The sequence below is a fragment of the Catonella morbi ATCC 51271 genome (genome assembly GCF_000160035.2).
GTDB lineage: Bacteria > Bacillota > Clostridia > Lachnospirales > Lachnospiraceae > Catonella > Catonella morbi.
Genome location: NZ_KI535369.1, coordinates 386,952 through 403,974 on the forward strand (window position 1 = coordinate 386,952; position 17,023 = coordinate 403,974).

Genomic DNA, 17,023 nt, shown 5'->3' on the forward strand with positions numbered 1-17,023 from the left:
ACTGAGCTGACATAATAAGAGACTAAGAAAATAGCCGATACTTGTGCAACAAACCGTACTAAGGCATAAACAAGCTATCGGCTGTTTTTATGTGCGACAATGTTATGGCGTGTAATTGTTCCTTTCGGCGATTCTTATTTAGATTTTAATCAGTACTCATTTTGATCAGATTAAATACCTGAGTAACCGTATCGGAGAGATTTTCAGCTGCATTTTCGGATTTCATAGCCTCTTTTAGGCTGGTTATTCTCCTCAATACAGGGAAAAAGGCATCTATTCCGTAATCATTACAAACGATGGCATCCTTTGTGACCGAGCCTGCAAAGGCAATCACTTTTTTTTCATATTTTTTTGCAAGCTTCGCCACTCCCACAGGTGCTTTTCCGAAAACTGTTTGTCCATCAAGGCGGCCTTCACCTGTTATTACAATATCGGCTTCTTTTATATAATCTTCAAGTCTTGTTTCTTCTATAACAATGTCTATACCTGATTTGAGAGAAGAATTTGTATATGATAAAAAGGCGAATCCGAGTCCTCCTGCGGCTCCCGTACCCGGAAGTTTTGCATCGGACGAAGCGTATTTATTTTTTGTAAGCCTTGCAAATCGCTTAAGCCAACTGTCCATATCCTTTATCATTTCGGAAGTTGCTCCCTTTTGAGGTCCAAAAACGGTACTGCAGCCACTTTTGCCGCAAAGTTGATTGGTGACGTCGCAGGCAATTTTAAAATTACACTCTTTTAGCTCCGGCAAGACATCATTGTCAGTTATCATAACTAAATCTTTAAGCCCTTTAGCCCCTAAGGGTATCTGATTTCCGTCATTATTAAGCAATCCAAAGCCTAATGCCTGAAGCATTCCTGCTCCGCCGTCATTGGTAGAACTTCCTCCTATGCCCACTATAAAATTTCTGCATCCTTTATTTACAGCAGCTTTTATAAGTTCTCCAACCCCATAAGTCGTCGTATTAAGGGGGTTCCTCTTTTCTTCGGAAATAAGTGTAATTCCAGCTGCTTCTGACATTTCTATCACGGCGGTTTTGCTCTCTTTTATTATACCGTAGCGAGCTTCGATTTTTTCTCCGAGTGGTCCCATGACCTTAACATTATCGATAATCCCCCCTATGGCAAAGATAAGTGCTTCCACCGTTCCCTCTCCACCGTCTGCAAGTGGTCTCACAGTTACCATTACCTCAGGCATTGATATAAGAATTCCTTTTTTTATGGCTTCACCTGCTTTTAGGGAACTTAAGCTTCCTTTAAAAGAATCTACAGCGACTGTCACTTTCATACAAAACTCCTTTTCTGTGGCTTAAAGTCAAATACTCCACAGTAAGCCGTAGAGTATGGTCTGATCTGATCTGGGTTTTTAAAACGTTCCGTAACTATACGGCTTATCCCAAATAATTGGGGTTTATTTTATTATAATAAAAAATATTTATTCAATGTATGTTATCCATACTACATTTAGTTCTATTTTTATGTTAAAATATGTTATATAATACATCCGTTCAGAGAGGAAAAAATTATGACAGAAATAATAAGTGGGATATTGGCCGATGAAATAGTTCTTGCGGTAAAGGACGTATGCAATCACGACATAAATTTTATAAATCCGAAGGGGATAATTTTTGCAAGTACCGACAAAAATAGGGTTGGAGATTATCATGAGATAGGAAAACAGGCTGCGGCAACGGGAAAAACAATAGAGGTCGAGCCCTCGGATAATTTTTCAGGGAGCAAACCCGGTGTCAATATACCATTTATTTTCCATGGAGAGGTTATCGCCGTAATAGGGATTTCAGGAATACCGGATGAAGTAAGAAAGTTTGCCTATCTTGCACAAAGAATTTCAGGAATTATTTTAAGAGAGAACGAGCTTGAACGGATAGAACAGATACAAAAAACTCAATTAAATCAGCTTATTAGGGCTATAATCCATAAAGAACATATTAATCAGGAGTATCTTGAATCTATACTTAAGAAAGAAAAAATATCAGATTGTGTAGAATATAATACTATAGTTGTGAAGATTGATACAAAATACAATCCGGAAAATATTTCTCTTATCGAAAATGCGGTTTATTCCTGCTTTGAGCAAACTGGCTCAAGACTCTTTATATCAAATTTATCAAACGAGTTTGTAATTCTTCTTGAAAGCATAAAAATAAAGAATTACATAGGGCTTTTTACCCGTCTCGCAAACAGATATGAACCAATAGTCAAAGTCGGCATAGGAAACAGTTATCCCATATTGAAGCAGTACCGCTCCTACAAAAATGCGAGGCTTGCTATAAACTGTATGATGGGGGATGAAACTCTGGCAATTTATGACGATTTAAATCTTGAAATTCTGCTTGGAAATATATCTGAGGAAGCCGGAAGTTTATTTGTAAAAAGAAATCTCTCCGCACTTGACGAGGAGGACAGAAGTCTATTAAAAATATATTTTGGAAGTAATATGTCCTTAAAAGAAACCAGTGAAAAGCTTTATATCCACAAGAACACGTTGCAGTACAAGCTTGATAAAATTGCAAGACTTACCGGTTGCAATCCGAGAATTTTTACAGAGGCAAATGTGCTATATATGGCATTGAAGCTAGAACAATTGTCCTATGTCGCACGATAATCATATTTTTTGAAGTTTTATATTAAAAAAAATATGGAAGCGGGCTTTTTTCACTACGATTTTATGGACGAAATAATTCGAAGCAACTAAAAAAGACGGTTTAGATCCGCGACGCATATACATCAGTACCCAAACCGCCCTTAACTTGCCTAAATTTTACTTCCAATATTACGCATTAATTATCACCAACAATCAATTTGTTAATGTTTTCGTAATACTTAACTATAGCAGAATGATCTTCTTTTCCGTGACCGTCTATTCTCAGTGCCTGTAATATTTCCATAATCCCTGCTGTAAGAGGGAGTGAAACTTCCACGGAATGAGCGGTATCAAGCGCATTCTGTAAATCCTTGATATGTAAATCGATTCTAAAGCCGGGATCAAATCTTTTTTCAAGCATCATAGGACCCTTGGCATCCATTACCGTGGAGCCGGCAAGACCGCCCCTGATTGCCTGATAGACTAGATTAGGATCAACACCTGCTTTCTTTGCCAGAGTAAATGCCTCGCTTACCGCAGCGATATTGAGAGCAACAACTATCTGGTTTGCGAGTTTTGTAGTATTTCCGGCACCGACATCTCCTACCCTTACAACACTCCCTGCCATAGATTTTATAAGGTCATAATACTTGCTATAAACATCTTCTTTACCTCCTACCATAACGGAAATGGTTCCGTCTATGGCCTTAGGCTCTCCACCGGAAACAGGTGCATCAAGAAAATCTACTCCCTTTTCAGCCAAAACTTTTGCAAATCTCTTTGACTCTACCGGATTTATAGAGCTCATGTCTATTACTGCTTTTCCACTTGAAAGTCCCTCAACTAAGCCATTTTTGCAGAAAAGAGCCTCATCTACGTCTGGAGAGTTTGGAAGCATAAGTATAACCACATCCACATTCTCAGCGAGTTCTTTACCATTAGCAGCCCCTCTGGCGCCCTCTTTCTTAAATTGTTCGATTGTTTCAGGAATAAGCGTATATACGGTTAAATCATAACCGGCTTTCATAACGTTTCTAGCCATCGGCTGTCCCATTATTCCTAATCCCACAAACCCTACCTTCATTTCTTTTTCCTCCTGTATTTTGATGATTTTATTGTGCATCTTTATGTTTTTTATGTTGAGCCGAATATCACTAACCAGGGATACGTTTATAGGTTTACTTGTCAACGTGTGCTTATTTAAAATAGCAAGTTTTTTGAAACGGACTTAAAATTCTACCAAAAATCAGCATCAAACCATAGTTATATATTTCATAATAAATGTTTACAATCTTCTTTTCTATAGTACGGATAATAAATAATTGGGAGTTATGGTAAATAAGAGTGTTATAGATACCAAAATTATTAAACGAATTTTTGATACTTTAAAACTGAATAAAAGGCTACACATCGTAGAAATGCAGTCTTTTTATCAAATTCACGTCAAGACGGTTAAAATGCGGGTACTTCTTGAAGCCCTGTTCTGCCGTCGTCTCCAATCTATGTGACTGAATAATTTGCCTGATTGTCGCTAATTTCTAAGTTATTTATTAAAGTTCATTTTAGATTTCTTACCTGTAAAAATAAATATAATTGTGGTAAATTCATTGCAATATTCCAAATATTCACTTGAAGTTTTGAGAAAACATGTTATGTTATATATAAAAGTAGCAATAAAAATGTCACAGATTTAAGCTGAATTCATAATAAAACAAGATTCTTATTTAAAACGTATTGTACACAATACGTGGAATGGATAGGTCAAGGTAATTATCGGTATTCGAAGATGTGGAAAATCGATTTTGCTTTTGACCTTTTTTATAATTATCTTCTTTCAGAGAATGTAAGTGAAGATAATATTATAAAGATTGAACCGGATCAGAGAAAAAATTACAAGTTCAGAAATCCAATAAACATATGTGAGTGTGTGGAGACTATTTTATACGGAAATAAAGATGAAAAGTATTATCTTTTTATAGATGAAGTTCGACTTACTGCAAAGTCATTAATGAAGAAATGGGAGTATCGATTTATGATATGTTAAATAGATCTGCTAACCGCACAATGCGAACCCTGAGGCGATATCGGATAAATCCTTATTTGCACTAGCTTTGCTAATTTAGAATAATGGCGGACATTAAAATGTGCAGAGAGGAATATTCCTCTCTATTTTTATCCTAATTCAGATCTGTCATAAAAATACTTCGAATAATCATTTACTTTATGACAAAAATTTGTTATAATATGAGTGAATAAAAGTGTAGGAGGTAATGGATATGATGAATTTAGTTGAAATTGGAAAAAGAATCAGATCCCTTAGATATGAATCCAAGCTTACTCAAACTAAGCTCTCAGAATACTTATCATTAGATCAAAGTATGATTGCAAAAATAGAAAAAGGAGAGAGAAATATAACTTCGGATGTAATTGAAAAATTATCTGCTTTGTTTTGTTGTACGGTAGATTATCTTTTATTTGGAGAAAATCAGGAACAGAAGTGTACAGTTTCATTTAGAACAAATAATTTGACATCTGATGATCTCAAGGCTTTAGCTATCATCAATAAAATAGTGTTGAATCAATTTGAAATGGATAAAATGTTGGAGGTACACAAATGATTGATAAAATGGACTTGAGTAACAAAGCCTCTAACCTTAGAAAAAGATTTGGAGAGGATGGAGAAACACCTGTTGATATTTTTAAGTTAGTTCAAAAAATAGACAATTTTACCCTCATTTTTTATCCGCTTGGGACTAATATCAGTGGTGTAAGTTATAAGGGAGAAACTTCCAATGTTATAGCCATAAACTCAGATATGTCTATTGGAAGACAAAGATTCTCTTTAGCACATGAGTTGTATCATTTGTATTTTGATGACTCTGCCGTAAATGCAGTTAGCCCTATTATGATTGGAAGCAATGATGAGAACGAAAAAAAGGCAGACCAATTTGCCTCGTATTTTTTAATTCCTTCTTCATCTCTATATGATATGATCGAAGATATAAGAGAAAACGGGAATAAAGAATGTCTTACACTTGAAGATGTAATAAGAATTGAACAGTATTATGGTGTAAGTCATAAAGCTATGTTATATAGATTATTAAATGAGGGTTATCTTAAAAGTGAACAAATCAAAGGTATGGAAGTTGGTATTATAGAGACTGCGGCAAAATTAGGATATGATATAAGCCTTTATCGTTCGTTACCTGAAAATAGAAAAGGTATTGTGCTTGGTCATTATATCGCATCTTCTGAAAAGCTATTGGAGGAAGAACTAATATCACAAGGCAAATATGAAAGTTTGTTATTAGATGCTTTCAGAGATGATATAGTATATGGAATTGCCGGAGAGGAGGATATAACTCTTGACTGATTCCTTATTTTTTGATACTGACTGCATCTGTGCATTTTTATGGATCAATGAAGAAAGCTTGTTAGAAAAAATGTATTCAGGTAAAATCGTTATTCCCAAAGAAGTGTATAATGAAATTGACAGACCAACGATCCCTCATTTAAAAGCTCGAATAGATCAACTTATAGCTAATGGTTCAGCTATTGTTATGAGTATGGATATTAACTCGGAAGAATATTCTCTATACAGAGAACTGACAACTTTTTCCGGGAATAAATTGATTGGCAGTGGAGAAGCTGCGTCAATATCTCTTGCTAAAAAGCATAACGGAGTTTTAGGAAGTAATAACCTTAGAGATGTTGGTTATTATGTAAACAAGTATTCATTAAAACATGTTACAACAGGTGACATACTGGTTGAAGCTTTCCAAAATGGACTTATTACAGAACAGGAGGGCAATACTATTTGGGCAAATATGTTAAAGAAGAAAAGGAAAATAGGAGCAAATTCATTTACAGAATTTCTCCAAGAAAGTAAAGTCATTATGATAAGATAATAAATCATATTCTTTCCGCAAGCGCTATAGCCTGCTCACAGCCGTCAGTTTTTTCGATTTCTCCCGGATTTTGTACTCCCGGTATTAAAACCTCGCCTATCATATGCCATTTTAACAGGGCAGCAGTACGCTCAATCGGAATTCGTACTCCATCCATAACAGAAATATCGTCATCTGCACAGCAGAATATTAATCCACAGCCCTTACCGGCCACATTCTCATCATCCATACCGAAAGGAAATGTTTTGTCGATAACTGCCTTGATTTTAGCGGGAATAGAGTACCAATACACAGGCATTGTGTAAATGATGATATCTGCTTCTAAGATTGCGGGAGCAATAGAGTTGAAGTCATCATCAAATGAACAGGCCTTACCCCTCTTAAAACAGGTTTCGCAAGCCTGACAACCGCCAATATTCAGCTGAGTAGCATCAAATACGGTAACACAATGCCCTTTGTCTGCAGCGACTTTAATAAAAGCTTTAGTCATAGTAAGACTGTTTCCGTTTTTTCTCGGACTGCCGGTAATAACCACAATTTTCTTATTCATAATAATCCCTTAAAATTGACCTTTCCAAATACTTATACTATAATTATGCCTAGAATTAGATTTGTAACAAGTACGTACATTGAAGTGCAATACTTTCAGTCAGGTTCAATACTAACCTATAGGAGAGTGTAAAATGTATGAAAAATGTATTTCTGCCGAGTGTATAAATTCTACCGGCTTTGGTTATACATTATCATTGTCGCTTATTCCGATTTTAGATGGAATGTGTGAATGGGGCGATAAAAATAGACTTTAAGTCATTTAGACATAACCGCTAAGAAAATATTATATAAGAGGGGTTCAAATGAAAAACAGGAGAGCGATAACAATAAAGCTGGCTATGTTTCTTGTGCTTTGCGTGTGTCTTATTTCTATTTATTGTATAACCGTTCCTACTAAAAATATTCAATATAAACCGTATACCTTTCATTTATTCGGCATCATTTACACCTTTATTATACTTTGTTCCGTGGTAATCATTGACTTTGAAAAATTAGCAAAAAAAGATTATATTATCGCGTTATGTTTAGGCTTATTGTCTATCGGTGTAACAAGCCCTGTTAATTATATGGGGATTATTTCAGGCATATGTGCATTCTTTGCATATTTGGGAAGTGTAACATTAAACTGTAATTATGAAAGTATAATGCTTTTGCTTCGTTTCGGTGAAGTTAAAGATATTATGAAAAGTATTGCTATTATTATATTCATAGGCTGTATTTTTATATTTATGGAATGGCTTGGACAGAATCCGCTTAGATTTAGTTTTGATATTTTATCAATTTTTAGAGCTCTTGGAGCCGGTGTATCAGAGGAAGTTATTTTCCGCTTATTTATATTCTCTGTTATAGTGTATATGTGCAAGGGGAAAGAGCCGCCAAAACTTTTGGCTTTTTTGATCATGGTTATACCTTTTGCCCTGCTTCATGTTATTGATGAGGTAGTTGTTTATGGATTTTTCCACTCTTTACCCGCTTTAATACAGGTCTGTTTGGTAGCTGCGCCTATCACTATCTTGGCCTGGAAACGGGATTTATTTACTGCCATGGGGGTTCATTTTATTTATGATGTGATATCTATGTCCTTATTGAAAAAGTGATATAATAAAAAAATTAGCAACTTCGAATTTGTCAAAGTAAAACAATTTAATAAAACTGCTAAAAGGAAGTAAAAGCAAATAGCCGATACTTCCTTTTTTGATGACTAAAGTTAAAGAGAAAGTAATGAAAATAAGGATATTTAAAACTGATTGACAAATTGTCAGCTCAGATGTAGTATAGATACCGGGAGGTGTAAAATGCGAGATGTTAAAGAACCTGAAATGCGCCGTGCTGAGATTATCAATGCTGCAATGCTGTTATTTATGGAGAAAGGATACTTAAATACAACAACACAGGATATAGTTGATAAAGTAAATATATCAAGGGGACTGTTGTATTATCATTTCAAAAATAAAGAGGATATTTTATATTGTCTTGTGGAACAATATTCAGATAAGTTACTGAGGCGTATTCATTTGATTGCTTATGATGAAGAAAAAAATGCAATAGAAAAAATCAGAGCTTTTATTGACGAAACCATTATTTCTTCTGAAAGTGTTACAGATGAGGAAAGTGAATTACAAAAAACAGTTGATCTTGAAGAAAATAGATATATGATAGATAAGTTATCCCATAAGCTTATTGAAAAACTGACAATATATTTTGAGAGGATAATAAATCAGGGGATATCAGAAAAAGTTTTTTCTGTAAAATATCCGGTAGAAATAGCGGAATTTCTTATGACAGCTTATGTTTTTGTTTCAAATAACATAAAGATAAGATATTCAGAAAAAGAACCTGCTAATGATTATTTAAACGCATTTAAGATAATGCTTGAGCAAAGCTTAAATACAAAAAAACTCTTCAGCAATCAAAAAGAGTAGAATGTTTGTAATAAAAAATAATGCGCCGATAGCTGCTACCTAGGCTATCGGTATTATTTCAAAGAATAACTGACAAAGTGTCAATGGAGGTAAAACGTATGTTGGAGATAAAGAATTTTAGCAAATTTTACGGAGACAAAAAGGTTGTTGATGAACTGTCCATTTCAGTGCAGTCCGGAGACGTTTACGGTTTTATTGGAGCGAACGGCGCGGGGAAGACTACAACGATAAAAGCGGTAGTCGGTATCCATGATTTTGAGAACGGAAGTATAACTGTTGATGGGCATTCCATTAAGGCAGAGCCTGTTATTTGTAAAAAAATGATGGCCTATATTCCGGATAATCCGGACTTATATGAATATATGACAGGATTTCAGTACATCAATTTTATTGCGGATTTATTTGAAGTTTCCACTGAAATACGCAAAGAAAGAATTAGGAAATACAGCGATTTATTTGAAATGACTGAGCATCTTTCAAGGATGATATCTTCGTACTCACATGGCATGAAGCAGAGAACAGCTATTATTTCAGCACTGGTACATGCACCGAAGCTAATGGTTTTAGATGAGCCTTTTGTCGGGCTTGATCCGAAAGCAGCTTTTTTATTAAAGAAAATAATGCATGAATGTGTATCAGATGGGGGCGCTATTTTCTTTTCAACACATGTATTGGATGTTGCAGAAAAATTATGTAATAAGATTGCCATTATAAAAAATGGGAAGTTAATCGCAAGCGGAAATACAGAAGAAGTAAAAGGTGATAAATCTTTGGAAACTTTTTTCATGGAGGTACAGGATAATGAGCAAAATTAGGATATTAATTAGAGCACAATTGATAAATTTCTTCCCAATCAACGAAATTAGAGAACCGGGAAATAAAAAACAAAGTTCTATTGCTATTACAAGCTTTGGAATAATAACTCTTGCTATATTCTTTTGTGCCTATAATATTATGACAGCAAAAACTTTGGTGCAAGTGGGACTGCAGGAGTTGATACCGGCATATATGGTAGCGGTATCCGGCTTTGCAATCTTATTTTTGACAATATTTTATTCTAACGGAATTTTGTTTGGAAGTCATGACATGGAAACTCTTTTATCTCTTCCTTTAAAAAGCTCAGATATTATAAGTAGCAAGTTTATGTTTATGTATTTATTGAATTTTCTAATAGGATTGATGTTTATGCTTCCGGGAGGAATTGTTTGGGTATTAAATGGAAGTTTAAACGCATTACAGATTATGCTGTTTTTTCTTTCAATAATTTTTGTTCCGTTGATACCAATGTGCATAGCAGCCTGTATGGGTATCGTTATTGTCGTCGCTTCATCTTTTTTTAAAAGAAAAAATGTTATTGCTTTAATCTTTTCTTTTGTGATGCTTGGGATAATCGGATATGTTGCAGTGTCAGCTATGAAATCAGGTAATGAAAACAGTGCCGGCATTATCCTTGCTAAGCAAATTACAGGGCTGTACCCGCTATCTAAGCTATTTATGCAAAACAATAATGTTCCGGCTTATATTGGTGTGGGATTATTTATTATCCTCTCAACAGTGGTTTTTTATATATTTGTAAAAATTGTTTCATTAAAGTATGGATTGCTTAATTCTCTTGCTAAAACAACATCAAGATATTCTGACAACAAAAGTTCTTATAGTAGAAAATCGGTATTTTTTGCCTTATATAAAAAGGAAATGGGGCGTTTTTTAAGCTCATATATGGCAGTATTGAACGCAGGACTTGGCGTGATACTTTTATGTGTTTTCAGTGTGTTTTTACTTTTTAATTCTTTACAAAAAATAGAGGAATATTCGGGAATTGAAAATATTAACGAATATCTTTCAAATTTAGCTCCGATTTTTATTGCATCAATGCTCTCGCTTAGTTGTCCGGCAGCTTCGGCAATATCTTTAGAAGGAAAAAATATTTGGATTTTGCAAAGTTCTCCTGTTGAGGTAAAAACGATTTTAAATTCAAAGATAGCTGTAAACCTTACACTTCATTTGATTGGATACCTGATTTCCATACTTGTATTTGTTCTAAAACTTGATATGAACCCTGTTCAAGTTATTAACTTGATAATTGTTCCTGTATGTTATTCACTTTTTATAACAGTGATAGGAGTTTCATTAAATAAAAAATATCCTAACTATGAATGGGAAAGTGAGATGATGGTAGTAAAGCAGAGTATGCCTGTTATTGTATCCGGGCTTATCGGAATAATTGTACTTATTACTCCGATTCTTCTTAATTGGTTTTTTAATATTCACATAACACCTGTTTTGCAGATAGTATCAGTTATTTTGCTTGTTATTTCAAGCGGAGTTTATATAAAAACCGGTAAGTCAAATTTTATTTAATTTCGGGAGGAAAAATTGTATGAAAGATGGACTGTTAAAAGATGTTTTGGTGCTGCTGGTCATGATGGTTGTAATATTTGCTGCTTGCTTATTTCTTCCGGAGGAAATTCCTGTCCATTTCAATATAAAAGGAGCCCCGGATATGTTTGCTAATAAAAATTATCTTCTGTTTGCTACAGTCATTCCGTACTCTATATATTGGAAATTCGTGCGAGGAAGGAAAAATAAAAAGATGAAATGAATACTTAATAAACATATATCTGTCATCTGTTGGTAATCTCTTCCAAAACCGGTTACATTTTAAAGAAAACAGAGAAATATTAAGAAAATATGAATATTTATAGACAATTATAAAATTATTATGTATAATATGTTATCAGGTTAACATCATTTAATCTGGCTTGCATAGAGTTGTCTGAATATTATATAACAAATTGATATAGCTATTATTATGAATAATTATACTATATTAAACTCCAATTATTCACGCCTTAGGTCACAGACCTTTTAATGTTTCGTGAATAGTTTGGGTTATGTTATGAGGATGATTCTAAATCACATTATTAGGGAGGAGAAAAGGTAATGGTTTCAAAAAAAGTTTTATGTCTTACCCTGGCTTTGGCTACAAGCTTATCGTCTTTTCAGGCGGGTGTTGCCTTAGCAAATGAAAATGGCGGAAAGACTGCCACATCGAACCGGAATGCTGTAAGTTCGCCGGTTGCCGGCTGGGAAGTACAGCTTAAGGGCGAAGAGGAAGGAAAAGGCTCCTTTATCGTTATGTTAAAGGATAACGGTAACCCTGCCGCAGCAGTTACAGCTTTTACAGACAAGGTAAAGAGCCTTGGAGTTGAAGGGAAGTCGAAGAGGTTTTCAATACCGAATTCGCGGGAGCCGTGCTTAAGATAACAAAAGCTGATGCACTTAAACTTGCCGCTCTGCCTGAGATTGAAAGTATAAGCAAGGAAAAAATCTACAAAAAAGTTATAATGCCTAAGGAAGATGCAGGAAGAGCAGGCATCAGGAACTATATCGCAAGCAATATCCAAATGGTAAAAGATAAGGTTCCTGCAGAATATGACGGTAGAGGAATGGCTGTAGCCATTATCGACTCTGGAGCTGATGTAAAAAGTCCGGATTTCCGTTTGGATGAAGGGGTAACCGGGAAGATAAGTGAAGATAAGGCAAAAGGATTTATAGCGGGCAGTAATAAAGGAGAATATGTAAACCAGAAGATTCCTTTTATTTATGATTATGCTGATAGGAACAATGATGTAAAAGAACCTGATAAAGAGTCACATGGTATGCACGTAGCGGGTATTACCGCGGCTAACCCTGTTGATCCTACAGAAAATGAAGTAGAAGGTGTGGCCCCTAATGCCCAGCTTGTTATAATGAAAGTTTTTGGTGACAATTCAAAGGGAGCGCGTTCAAGAGATTATATAAACGCTCTGAAGGATTGTATTTCTTTGGGTGTAAATGCAGCCAACATGAGTCTCGGATCAGGTGCGGGTTCCATAAAATTCCAGGATCCGGCTGTTTCCGATGTAATAAATAAAGCAAAGGCTGCAGGTATAACCGTAGCAATAGCTGAAGGAAATGACGGATACTTTGGAAAAGGAACATCAAAACCGGATGTAAACTATCCTGATTACGGTCTTGCTGCTTCTCCGGGTATAGTACCTGAGGCTCTTACGGTTGCATCTATAGAGAATACTATAATAAGAAGAAATTATCTGGAAATAGAAAATTCCGGTAAGCAAATTATACATTCAACCCTTATGAATATAGATGCTTATCCTAATAAAGATGAGCTGTACAATAATTACATGGAAATTGTGTACAGAGGACTTGGAAAAAAAGATGATTTTGCAAATGACGGTGAAGATAGTTTAGCCGGGAAAATTGTGCTTATTGGAAGAGGAGAAATCACTTTTGAAGAAAAGGTTAAGAATGCGAAGGCCCATGGGGCCAAGTTTGTAATCATTTTTAACAGCAAGGCAGGCGGATCAAACCTTATAGGCATGTTGACAAATAATAAAGATGTGGTTACAACTATGATTTCTTATGATGACGGACTTTATTTAAAAGATAATTTATCATCAAAGCTTCGTCTTGCAAAGAAAACAGTGAACACAAAGAATGCCAATGCAGGAAGAATGTCTGATTTCAGTAGCTGGGGACTTACATCTGACGGAGGATTCAAACCTGATATAACCGCTCCGGGAGGAAATATTTATTCTACGGTAAATGACGGCTCATATGTCAATATGTCCGGTACAAGTATGGCTTCTCCTCATGTTGCGGGAGCGGTTGCCGTTATTATGCAGAGAATAAACAAGGATTTCCCTAATCTTACAGATGATGCAAAGCAGGTACTTACAAAGAATCTGCTTATGAGCTCTGCTATACCTAATAAGAACGAAAAAAGCGGAGAATTTACTTCTCCTAGACAGCAGGGAGCCGGAGTATTAAATCTCTACAATGCTATTTATGCACCTGCGGTTGCGTACGGAGCAGACCATGTATCGAGTGTAAATCTCGGAAGTATAGAAAAAGGCGGAAAAGCTGATATCAATGTTACATTGGAAAATATAACAGGCAGCAGTATTACCTATAATGCAAAGCTCTATCTTACTACAGACGGAGTAGAGGCCGGAAAGAACGGAAAGTATTTTTCGCTTGAGCCTGTAACTTTGGGTGCAATCGATATCGGAAGTTTTACCGTAGAAGCGGGAAAGAGCACAAAGGTTCAGGCAACGGTAGATGTTTCACAGTATACCTTCCCTGAGGCTCCAAACGGAAATTATTTGGATGGTTTTATAGTATTTTCTTCTGATACAGATGTGGAAATAAGCATACCTGTTTCAGGTTTCGTAGGTGACTGGGCTAATCTCGCTGTACTTGAGGATGACATATATACCTTGGAAAAGGCAGGAAAAAGACCTGTACACTATAGTCCGTACGGTACATTTACCCACTTAGGCAGTGCTGTAGGCAAGTACGCGGTTGTTTTAGGTGAAGTGGAAATAGATGCGCAGAATTCAACTTACACCGATGAACATTTGGCAATTTCACCTAACGGAGATGGAGTAAATGATTATGTCAGATTCTTCGGAACCTTCCTCAGAGGCTTCAGGGATATGACAATGAAGATAAAAGATACAAAAACCAATGATGTAATTTACACAAGTAAAGAAGATACAGAAGGTGTAAAAAATTATCATGGAGATGCTATTGTTAAAGATGAAGACATTTTGGAAAAAGTATCAACAGGTTCTGACTGGGTATGGAAAGGTAAAAATGGTGATGCCGATGCTCCTGACGGAAAGTATGTGCTTGAAGTAAGTGTTCGTCCTCTTATAGACGGAGCAGACTTGCAGACAAAGTCCTATAATTTTATAGTAGACAGGGTTAAGCCTGAGGTAGAGCTTTCTTCTTATGATAAGAATAAGGGAGAATTTAAACTCAGCAAGATTAAAGAAGAGCTTGCAGGAGTGAAAGAGGTACTGGCATACGTTGAAGAAAATGGTAAAGAAAAATATCTGGATGTTAAAAAAGATAAAGAAGAATATATAATCGATACTTCTACGGCCGGTGAAGGCAAGGAACTTAAAGATATTTATCTGTACATAGTGGATTGGGCAGGAAATGCATATGATGCGCCTCTTTCAGATTCAATTAAAGAAAAGCCACAGCCGGGTACCAACCCTCCTGTAAACCCACCTGTAGTACCTTCAAATCCGGGACCTTCAACACCGGGACCTTCAACGCCGATTTCTGAACTGCCTACACCTAAGCCAACACCTACTGATGAAAAGCTTGATATAGATGCTGACAAAACTCCTCAGGGTGATGCAACAGGAAAGGATTCCAAGCCGGAAAGCACCAAAAAGAAGTTCAAAATCACAAAGATTAAGGCAAAAGGTACATTGGCAAAAATCGCTGCTAAATTTAAGGCTCTTTTCACAAAGGATGCTTATAAGGTTAAATTGCTTGTATCCGAAGGTAAGGAGAAGATAGAAATAAGACTTCCATACAAGAAAGCGGTAAAAGGCTACGTATTCTATGCAACGGATGTAAAAACCGGAAAACGTTACAAAGCAACCTATGATAAGAAGACAAAGGAACTTGTATTTAAGACAGATAAATCTGGAGATTATGCTGTTTTAAGAAAAAAGACTAAAAAGAAATAATTGGTTATATCATACTGTTTAAGAGGTCTAAGATAATAGTGTGGTAGCTTGAGGTTAATTTATAACTATCCTCTGCCTGAGAAATTGGGTGGAGGATAGTTTTTTGTAATCAACCGTAAGATTATCCAAAGTTGCAATAGTCCATAAATTGTGGTATGTTTTATTTAATCAGTTACTTAATAGTAGAGGGGAAACAGAAAAGTGGCAATACAACATATATCAGATGAAATGATAAGTGCGGATTTTTTTGAAGATGATTACTTAAAAAAATACATTTACGAAAACGGAATATTCGGAACCTGTTCTTTCAGCCTAATGAGAAGGAAAGTAGTGAGTATCGATTGCATTGTTGATGTAATAATGAGAGGCATCAGAAAAGAATATGATTATGCAGAGAACAGTCTTCCGCCGGACAGTGAAGAAGAGGTTGGATTTGGACCGAAGCCCATTGATACATACGATTTGGTGCATGAAGAAATCGCGTATGAAGCAGGGATTGAGGATGAAAAAGTATTAAACTCAGTATATTCAAAACTGGAAAACCGCTACTGGTCGAATATTTTTGCGGAAATGGACAGGAGTGAACGCTTTTCAAAATGGGATGAATATTGTTCGCTGCTTGAAAAATCCAGACTGTCAGCCGAACAGATAATAGCGGTCAGAAATCACGTTCCCCTTGAACATCCGGTTAGAAAAATATGCGAGTTTCTGGATGATATTTATGATTATTGCAGGCGATTGGACTTGATTGAAGATTTTAAGCCGGATGAAAGTATTTATAAATGTGTTGATTATATCGGAAGTGATTTTTCAGATGTATATGGTATTGACTATATTCCGGCATCATTTATAGGGACTTCGCTACCGACTTATTCAAAGGATAACAGGATGAATGAGGCAGGAGATTCTATGTTTTACGGTTCAGGAAATATTAAGACAATATTGCTTGAAGCCAATGCCAATAAAATTGAGAATATTAATAAAGGAAAACAGTATACAATCGGAAAATTTCATGTAAATAAAAAAATTAAGGTTTTAGACCTGTACCGAAAAGTCAATTTGATGAAAGTACCGAGCCTGTTTGATTTGGAGAATGCCGAACAAAGAGAAGTCTGTCTTTTTATGAAGAAATTCAGCAGAGAAATATCCAAACCTCAAAGTGAATCAAGTGTATACAGGCCTACTCAGGTACTGACAAAATACTTTCAAAGAACAGACTACATTAAAGGTATCAGATACGGCAGTTCCAAAGCCAGGGCGGCTTTCAATACAGTTCTCTTTGTAGATACAAATGACTGCATAGAAAAGAGTGATTCCGTGGCAATGGAAAGAGTCCAGCTTATAAAAGATAAATATGCCGAACCAAAAACATATAAAGAAATTGAAAATAATAATTATAATATAAGCTGGATTTGAAAACTTACATAGATTGAAATCCCTGACAGAGGACTTTGGTCTGTTTTATTTTACAGGAGGAAACAA

General features: G+C 35.6%; 17 protein-coding genes. 14 read left to right on the forward strand and 3 right to left on the reverse strand.

Going from position 1 to position 17,023, the window contains the following annotated elements:
- Nucleotides 1-145: 145 nt before the first annotated feature.
- Entirely contained in the window at nucleotides 146-1,288 is a 1,143-nt protein-coding gene (locus GCWU000282_RS12450; protein ID WP_023355500.1) for a glycerate kinase family protein, read from the reverse strand.
- Nucleotides 1,289-1,525: 237 nt separating this feature from the next.
- Between GCWU000282_RS12450 and GCWU000282_RS12455 the strand changes: the two genes are divergently transcribed.
- Nucleotides 1,526-2,626: a CdaR family transcriptional regulator gene (locus GCWU000282_RS12455; protein ID WP_023355501.1), complete on the forward strand. Its 1,101-nt coding sequence runs from the start codon at nucleotides 1,526-1,528 to the stop codon at nucleotides 2,624-2,626.
- A 175-nt stretch (nucleotides 2,627-2,801) separates the two neighbouring features.
- Here GCWU000282_RS12455 and garR read toward each other — a convergent pair whose 3' ends face one another.
- Nucleotides 2,802-3,728 carry a 2-hydroxy-3-oxopropionate reductase gene (gene garR, locus GCWU000282_RS12460; RefSeq protein WP_023355502.1) on the reverse strand — a complete coding sequence of 309 codons (927 nt, stop codon included), beginning with the start codon at nucleotides 3,726-3,728 and terminating at the stop codon, nucleotides 2,802-2,804.
- A gap of 663 nt (nucleotides 3,729-4,391) precedes the next feature.
- On the opposite strand from garR, the gene GCWU000282_RS12465 reads away from it, so the two are divergent.
- The 4 genes from GCWU000282_RS12465 to GCWU000282_RS12480 all read left to right on the forward strand — a co-directional run bounded on the left by GCWU000282_RS12465 (nucleotide 4,392) and on the right by GCWU000282_RS12480 (nucleotide 6,513).
- Nucleotides 4,392-4,649 carry a hypothetical protein gene (locus tag GCWU000282_RS12465; RefSeq protein ID WP_035040741.1) on the forward strand — a complete coding sequence of 86 codons (258 nt, stop codon included), beginning with the start codon at nucleotides 4,392-4,394 and terminating at the stop codon, nucleotides 4,647-4,649.
- A gap of 232 nt (nucleotides 4,650-4,881) precedes the next feature.
- Complete coding sequence (locus GCWU000282_RS12470; RefSeq protein ID WP_035040744.1) at nucleotides 4,882-5,223, forward strand: helix-turn-helix domain-containing protein; 342 nt, start codon at nucleotides 4,882-4,884, stop codon at nucleotides 5,221-5,223.
- Nucleotides 5,220-5,978: an ImmA/IrrE family metallo-endopeptidase gene (locus tag GCWU000282_RS16425; protein WP_023355506.1), complete on the forward strand. Its 759-nt coding sequence runs from the start codon at nucleotides 5,220-5,222 to the stop codon at nucleotides 5,976-5,978. Before GCWU000282_RS12470 ends, GCWU000282_RS16425 begins: the two co-directional genes overlap by 4 nt.
- Entirely contained in the window at nucleotides 5,971-6,513 is a 543-nt protein-coding gene (locus tag GCWU000282_RS12480) for a hypothetical protein (protein ID WP_023355507.1), read from the forward strand. Before GCWU000282_RS16425 ends, GCWU000282_RS12480 begins: the two co-directional genes overlap by 8 nt.
- Nucleotides 6,514-6,517: 4 nt before the next feature.
- Here GCWU000282_RS12480 and GCWU000282_RS12485 read toward each other — a convergent pair whose 3' ends face one another.
- Nucleotides 6,518-7,063, reverse strand: coding sequence for a flavodoxin family protein (locus GCWU000282_RS12485; RefSeq protein WP_023355508.1), 546 nt, complete (start codon nucleotides 7,061-7,063; stop codon nucleotides 6,518-6,520).
- A 133-nt stretch (nucleotides 7,064-7,196) separates the two neighbouring features.
- Here GCWU000282_RS12485 and GCWU000282_RS17290 point away from each other — a divergent pair, with 133 nt between their 5' ends.
- The 9 genes from GCWU000282_RS17290 to GCWU000282_RS12525 all read left to right on the forward strand — a co-directional run bounded on the left by GCWU000282_RS17290 (nucleotide 7,197) and on the right by GCWU000282_RS12525 (nucleotide 16,957).
- Nucleotides 7,197-7,319 carry a hypothetical protein gene (locus GCWU000282_RS17290; protein WP_023355509.1) on the forward strand — a complete coding sequence of 41 codons (123 nt, stop codon included), beginning with the start codon at nucleotides 7,197-7,199 and terminating at the stop codon, nucleotides 7,317-7,319.
- 48 nt (nucleotides 7,320-7,367) lie between these two features.
- A complete protein-coding gene (locus tag GCWU000282_RS12490; protein WP_023355510.1) occupies nucleotides 7,368-8,162 on the forward strand; it encodes a CPBP family glutamic-type intramembrane protease in 795 nt (264 codons plus the stop codon).
- Between the two features lie 198 nt (nucleotides 8,163-8,360).
- Nucleotides 8,361-8,987, forward strand: a complete 627-nt coding sequence (locus GCWU000282_RS12495) for a TetR/AcrR family transcriptional regulator (RefSeq protein ID WP_023355511.1) — start codon at nucleotides 8,361-8,363, stop codon at nucleotides 8,985-8,987.
- 98 nt (nucleotides 8,988-9,085) lie between these two features.
- Complete coding sequence (locus GCWU000282_RS12500) at nucleotides 9,086-9,802, forward strand: ABC transporter ATP-binding protein (protein WP_035040748.1); 717 nt, start codon at nucleotides 9,086-9,088, stop codon at nucleotides 9,800-9,802.
- On the forward strand, nucleotides 9,789-11,348 hold the full coding sequence (locus GCWU000282_RS12505) for an ABC transporter permease (RefSeq protein WP_023355513.1): 1,560 nt from the start codon (nucleotides 9,789-9,791) through the stop codon (nucleotides 11,346-11,348). The genes GCWU000282_RS12500 and GCWU000282_RS12505 overlap by 14 nt, the downstream gene beginning before the upstream one ends.
- A gap of 19 nt (nucleotides 11,349-11,367) precedes the next feature.
- On the forward strand, nucleotides 11,368-11,589 hold the full coding sequence (locus GCWU000282_RS12510; protein ID WP_023355514.1) for a DUF1648 domain-containing protein: 222 nt from the start codon (nucleotides 11,368-11,370) through the stop codon (nucleotides 11,587-11,589).
- A 341-nt stretch (nucleotides 11,590-11,930) separates the two neighbouring features.
- On the forward strand, nucleotides 11,931-12,254 hold the full coding sequence (locus tag GCWU000282_RS12515) for a hypothetical protein (protein WP_023355515.1): 324 nt from the start codon (nucleotides 11,931-11,933) through the stop codon (nucleotides 12,252-12,254).
- The gene (locus GCWU000282_RS17295; protein WP_035040751.1) at nucleotides 12,242-15,541 is read left to right on the forward strand and encodes a S8 family serine peptidase; all 3,300 of its coding nucleotides are present in this window, start codon (nucleotides 12,242-12,244) and stop codon (nucleotides 15,539-15,541) included. Before GCWU000282_RS12515 ends, GCWU000282_RS17295 begins: the two co-directional genes overlap by 13 nt.
- Nucleotides 15,542-15,742: 201 nt before the next feature.
- The gene (locus GCWU000282_RS12525) at nucleotides 15,743-16,957 is read left to right on the forward strand and encodes a HEPN-associated N-terminal domain-containing protein (RefSeq protein WP_023355517.1); all 1,215 of its coding nucleotides are present in this window, start codon (nucleotides 15,743-15,745) and stop codon (nucleotides 16,955-16,957) included.
- Nucleotides 16,958-17,023: the final 66 nt, after the last annotated feature.

Coding starts and splice junctions, on each gene's coding strand:
- GCWU000282_RS12450 (WP_023355500.1), bottom strand. CDS start 1,288: ATGAAAGTGACAGTCGCTGTAGATTCTTTTAAAGGAAGCTTAAGTTCC.
- GCWU000282_RS12455 (WP_023355501.1), top strand. CDS start 1,526: ATGACAGAAATAATAAGTGGGATATTGGCCGATGAAATAGTTCTTGCG.
- garR (WP_023355502.1), bottom strand. CDS start 3,728: ATGCACAATAAAATCATCAAAATACAGGAGGAAAAAGAAATGAAGGTA.
- GCWU000282_RS12465 (WP_035040741.1), top strand. CDS start 4,392: ATGTGGAAAATCGATTTTGCTTTTGACCTTTTTTATAATTATCTTCTT.
- GCWU000282_RS12470 (WP_035040744.1), top strand. CDS start 4,882: ATGATGAATTTAGTTGAAATTGGAAAAAGAATCAGATCCCTTAGATAT.
- GCWU000282_RS16425 (WP_023355506.1), top strand. CDS start 5,220: ATGATTGATAAAATGGACTTGAGTAACAAAGCCTCTAACCTTAGAAAA.
- GCWU000282_RS12485 (WP_023355508.1), bottom strand. CDS start 7,063: ATGAATAAGAAAATTGTGGTTATTACCGGCAGTCCGAGAAAAAACGGA.
- GCWU000282_RS17290 (WP_023355509.1), top strand. CDS start 7,197: ATGTATGAAAAATGTATTTCTGCCGAGTGTATAAATTCTACCGGCTTT.
- GCWU000282_RS12490 (WP_023355510.1), top strand. CDS start 7,368: ATGAAAAACAGGAGAGCGATAACAATAAAGCTGGCTATGTTTCTTGTG.
- GCWU000282_RS12495 (WP_023355511.1), top strand. CDS start 8,361: ATGCGAGATGTTAAAGAACCTGAAATGCGCCGTGCTGAGATTATCAAT.
- GCWU000282_RS12500 (WP_035040748.1), top strand. CDS start 9,086: ATGTTGGAGATAAAGAATTTTAGCAAATTTTACGGAGACAAAAAGGTT.
- GCWU000282_RS12505 (WP_023355513.1), top strand. CDS start 9,789: ATGAGCAAAATTAGGATATTAATTAGAGCACAATTGATAAATTTCTTC.
- GCWU000282_RS12510 (WP_023355514.1), top strand. CDS start 11,368: ATGAAAGATGGACTGTTAAAAGATGTTTTGGTGCTGCTGGTCATGATG.
- GCWU000282_RS12515 (WP_023355515.1), top strand. CDS start 11,931: ATGGTTTCAAAAAAAGTTTTATGTCTTACCCTGGCTTTGGCTACAAGC.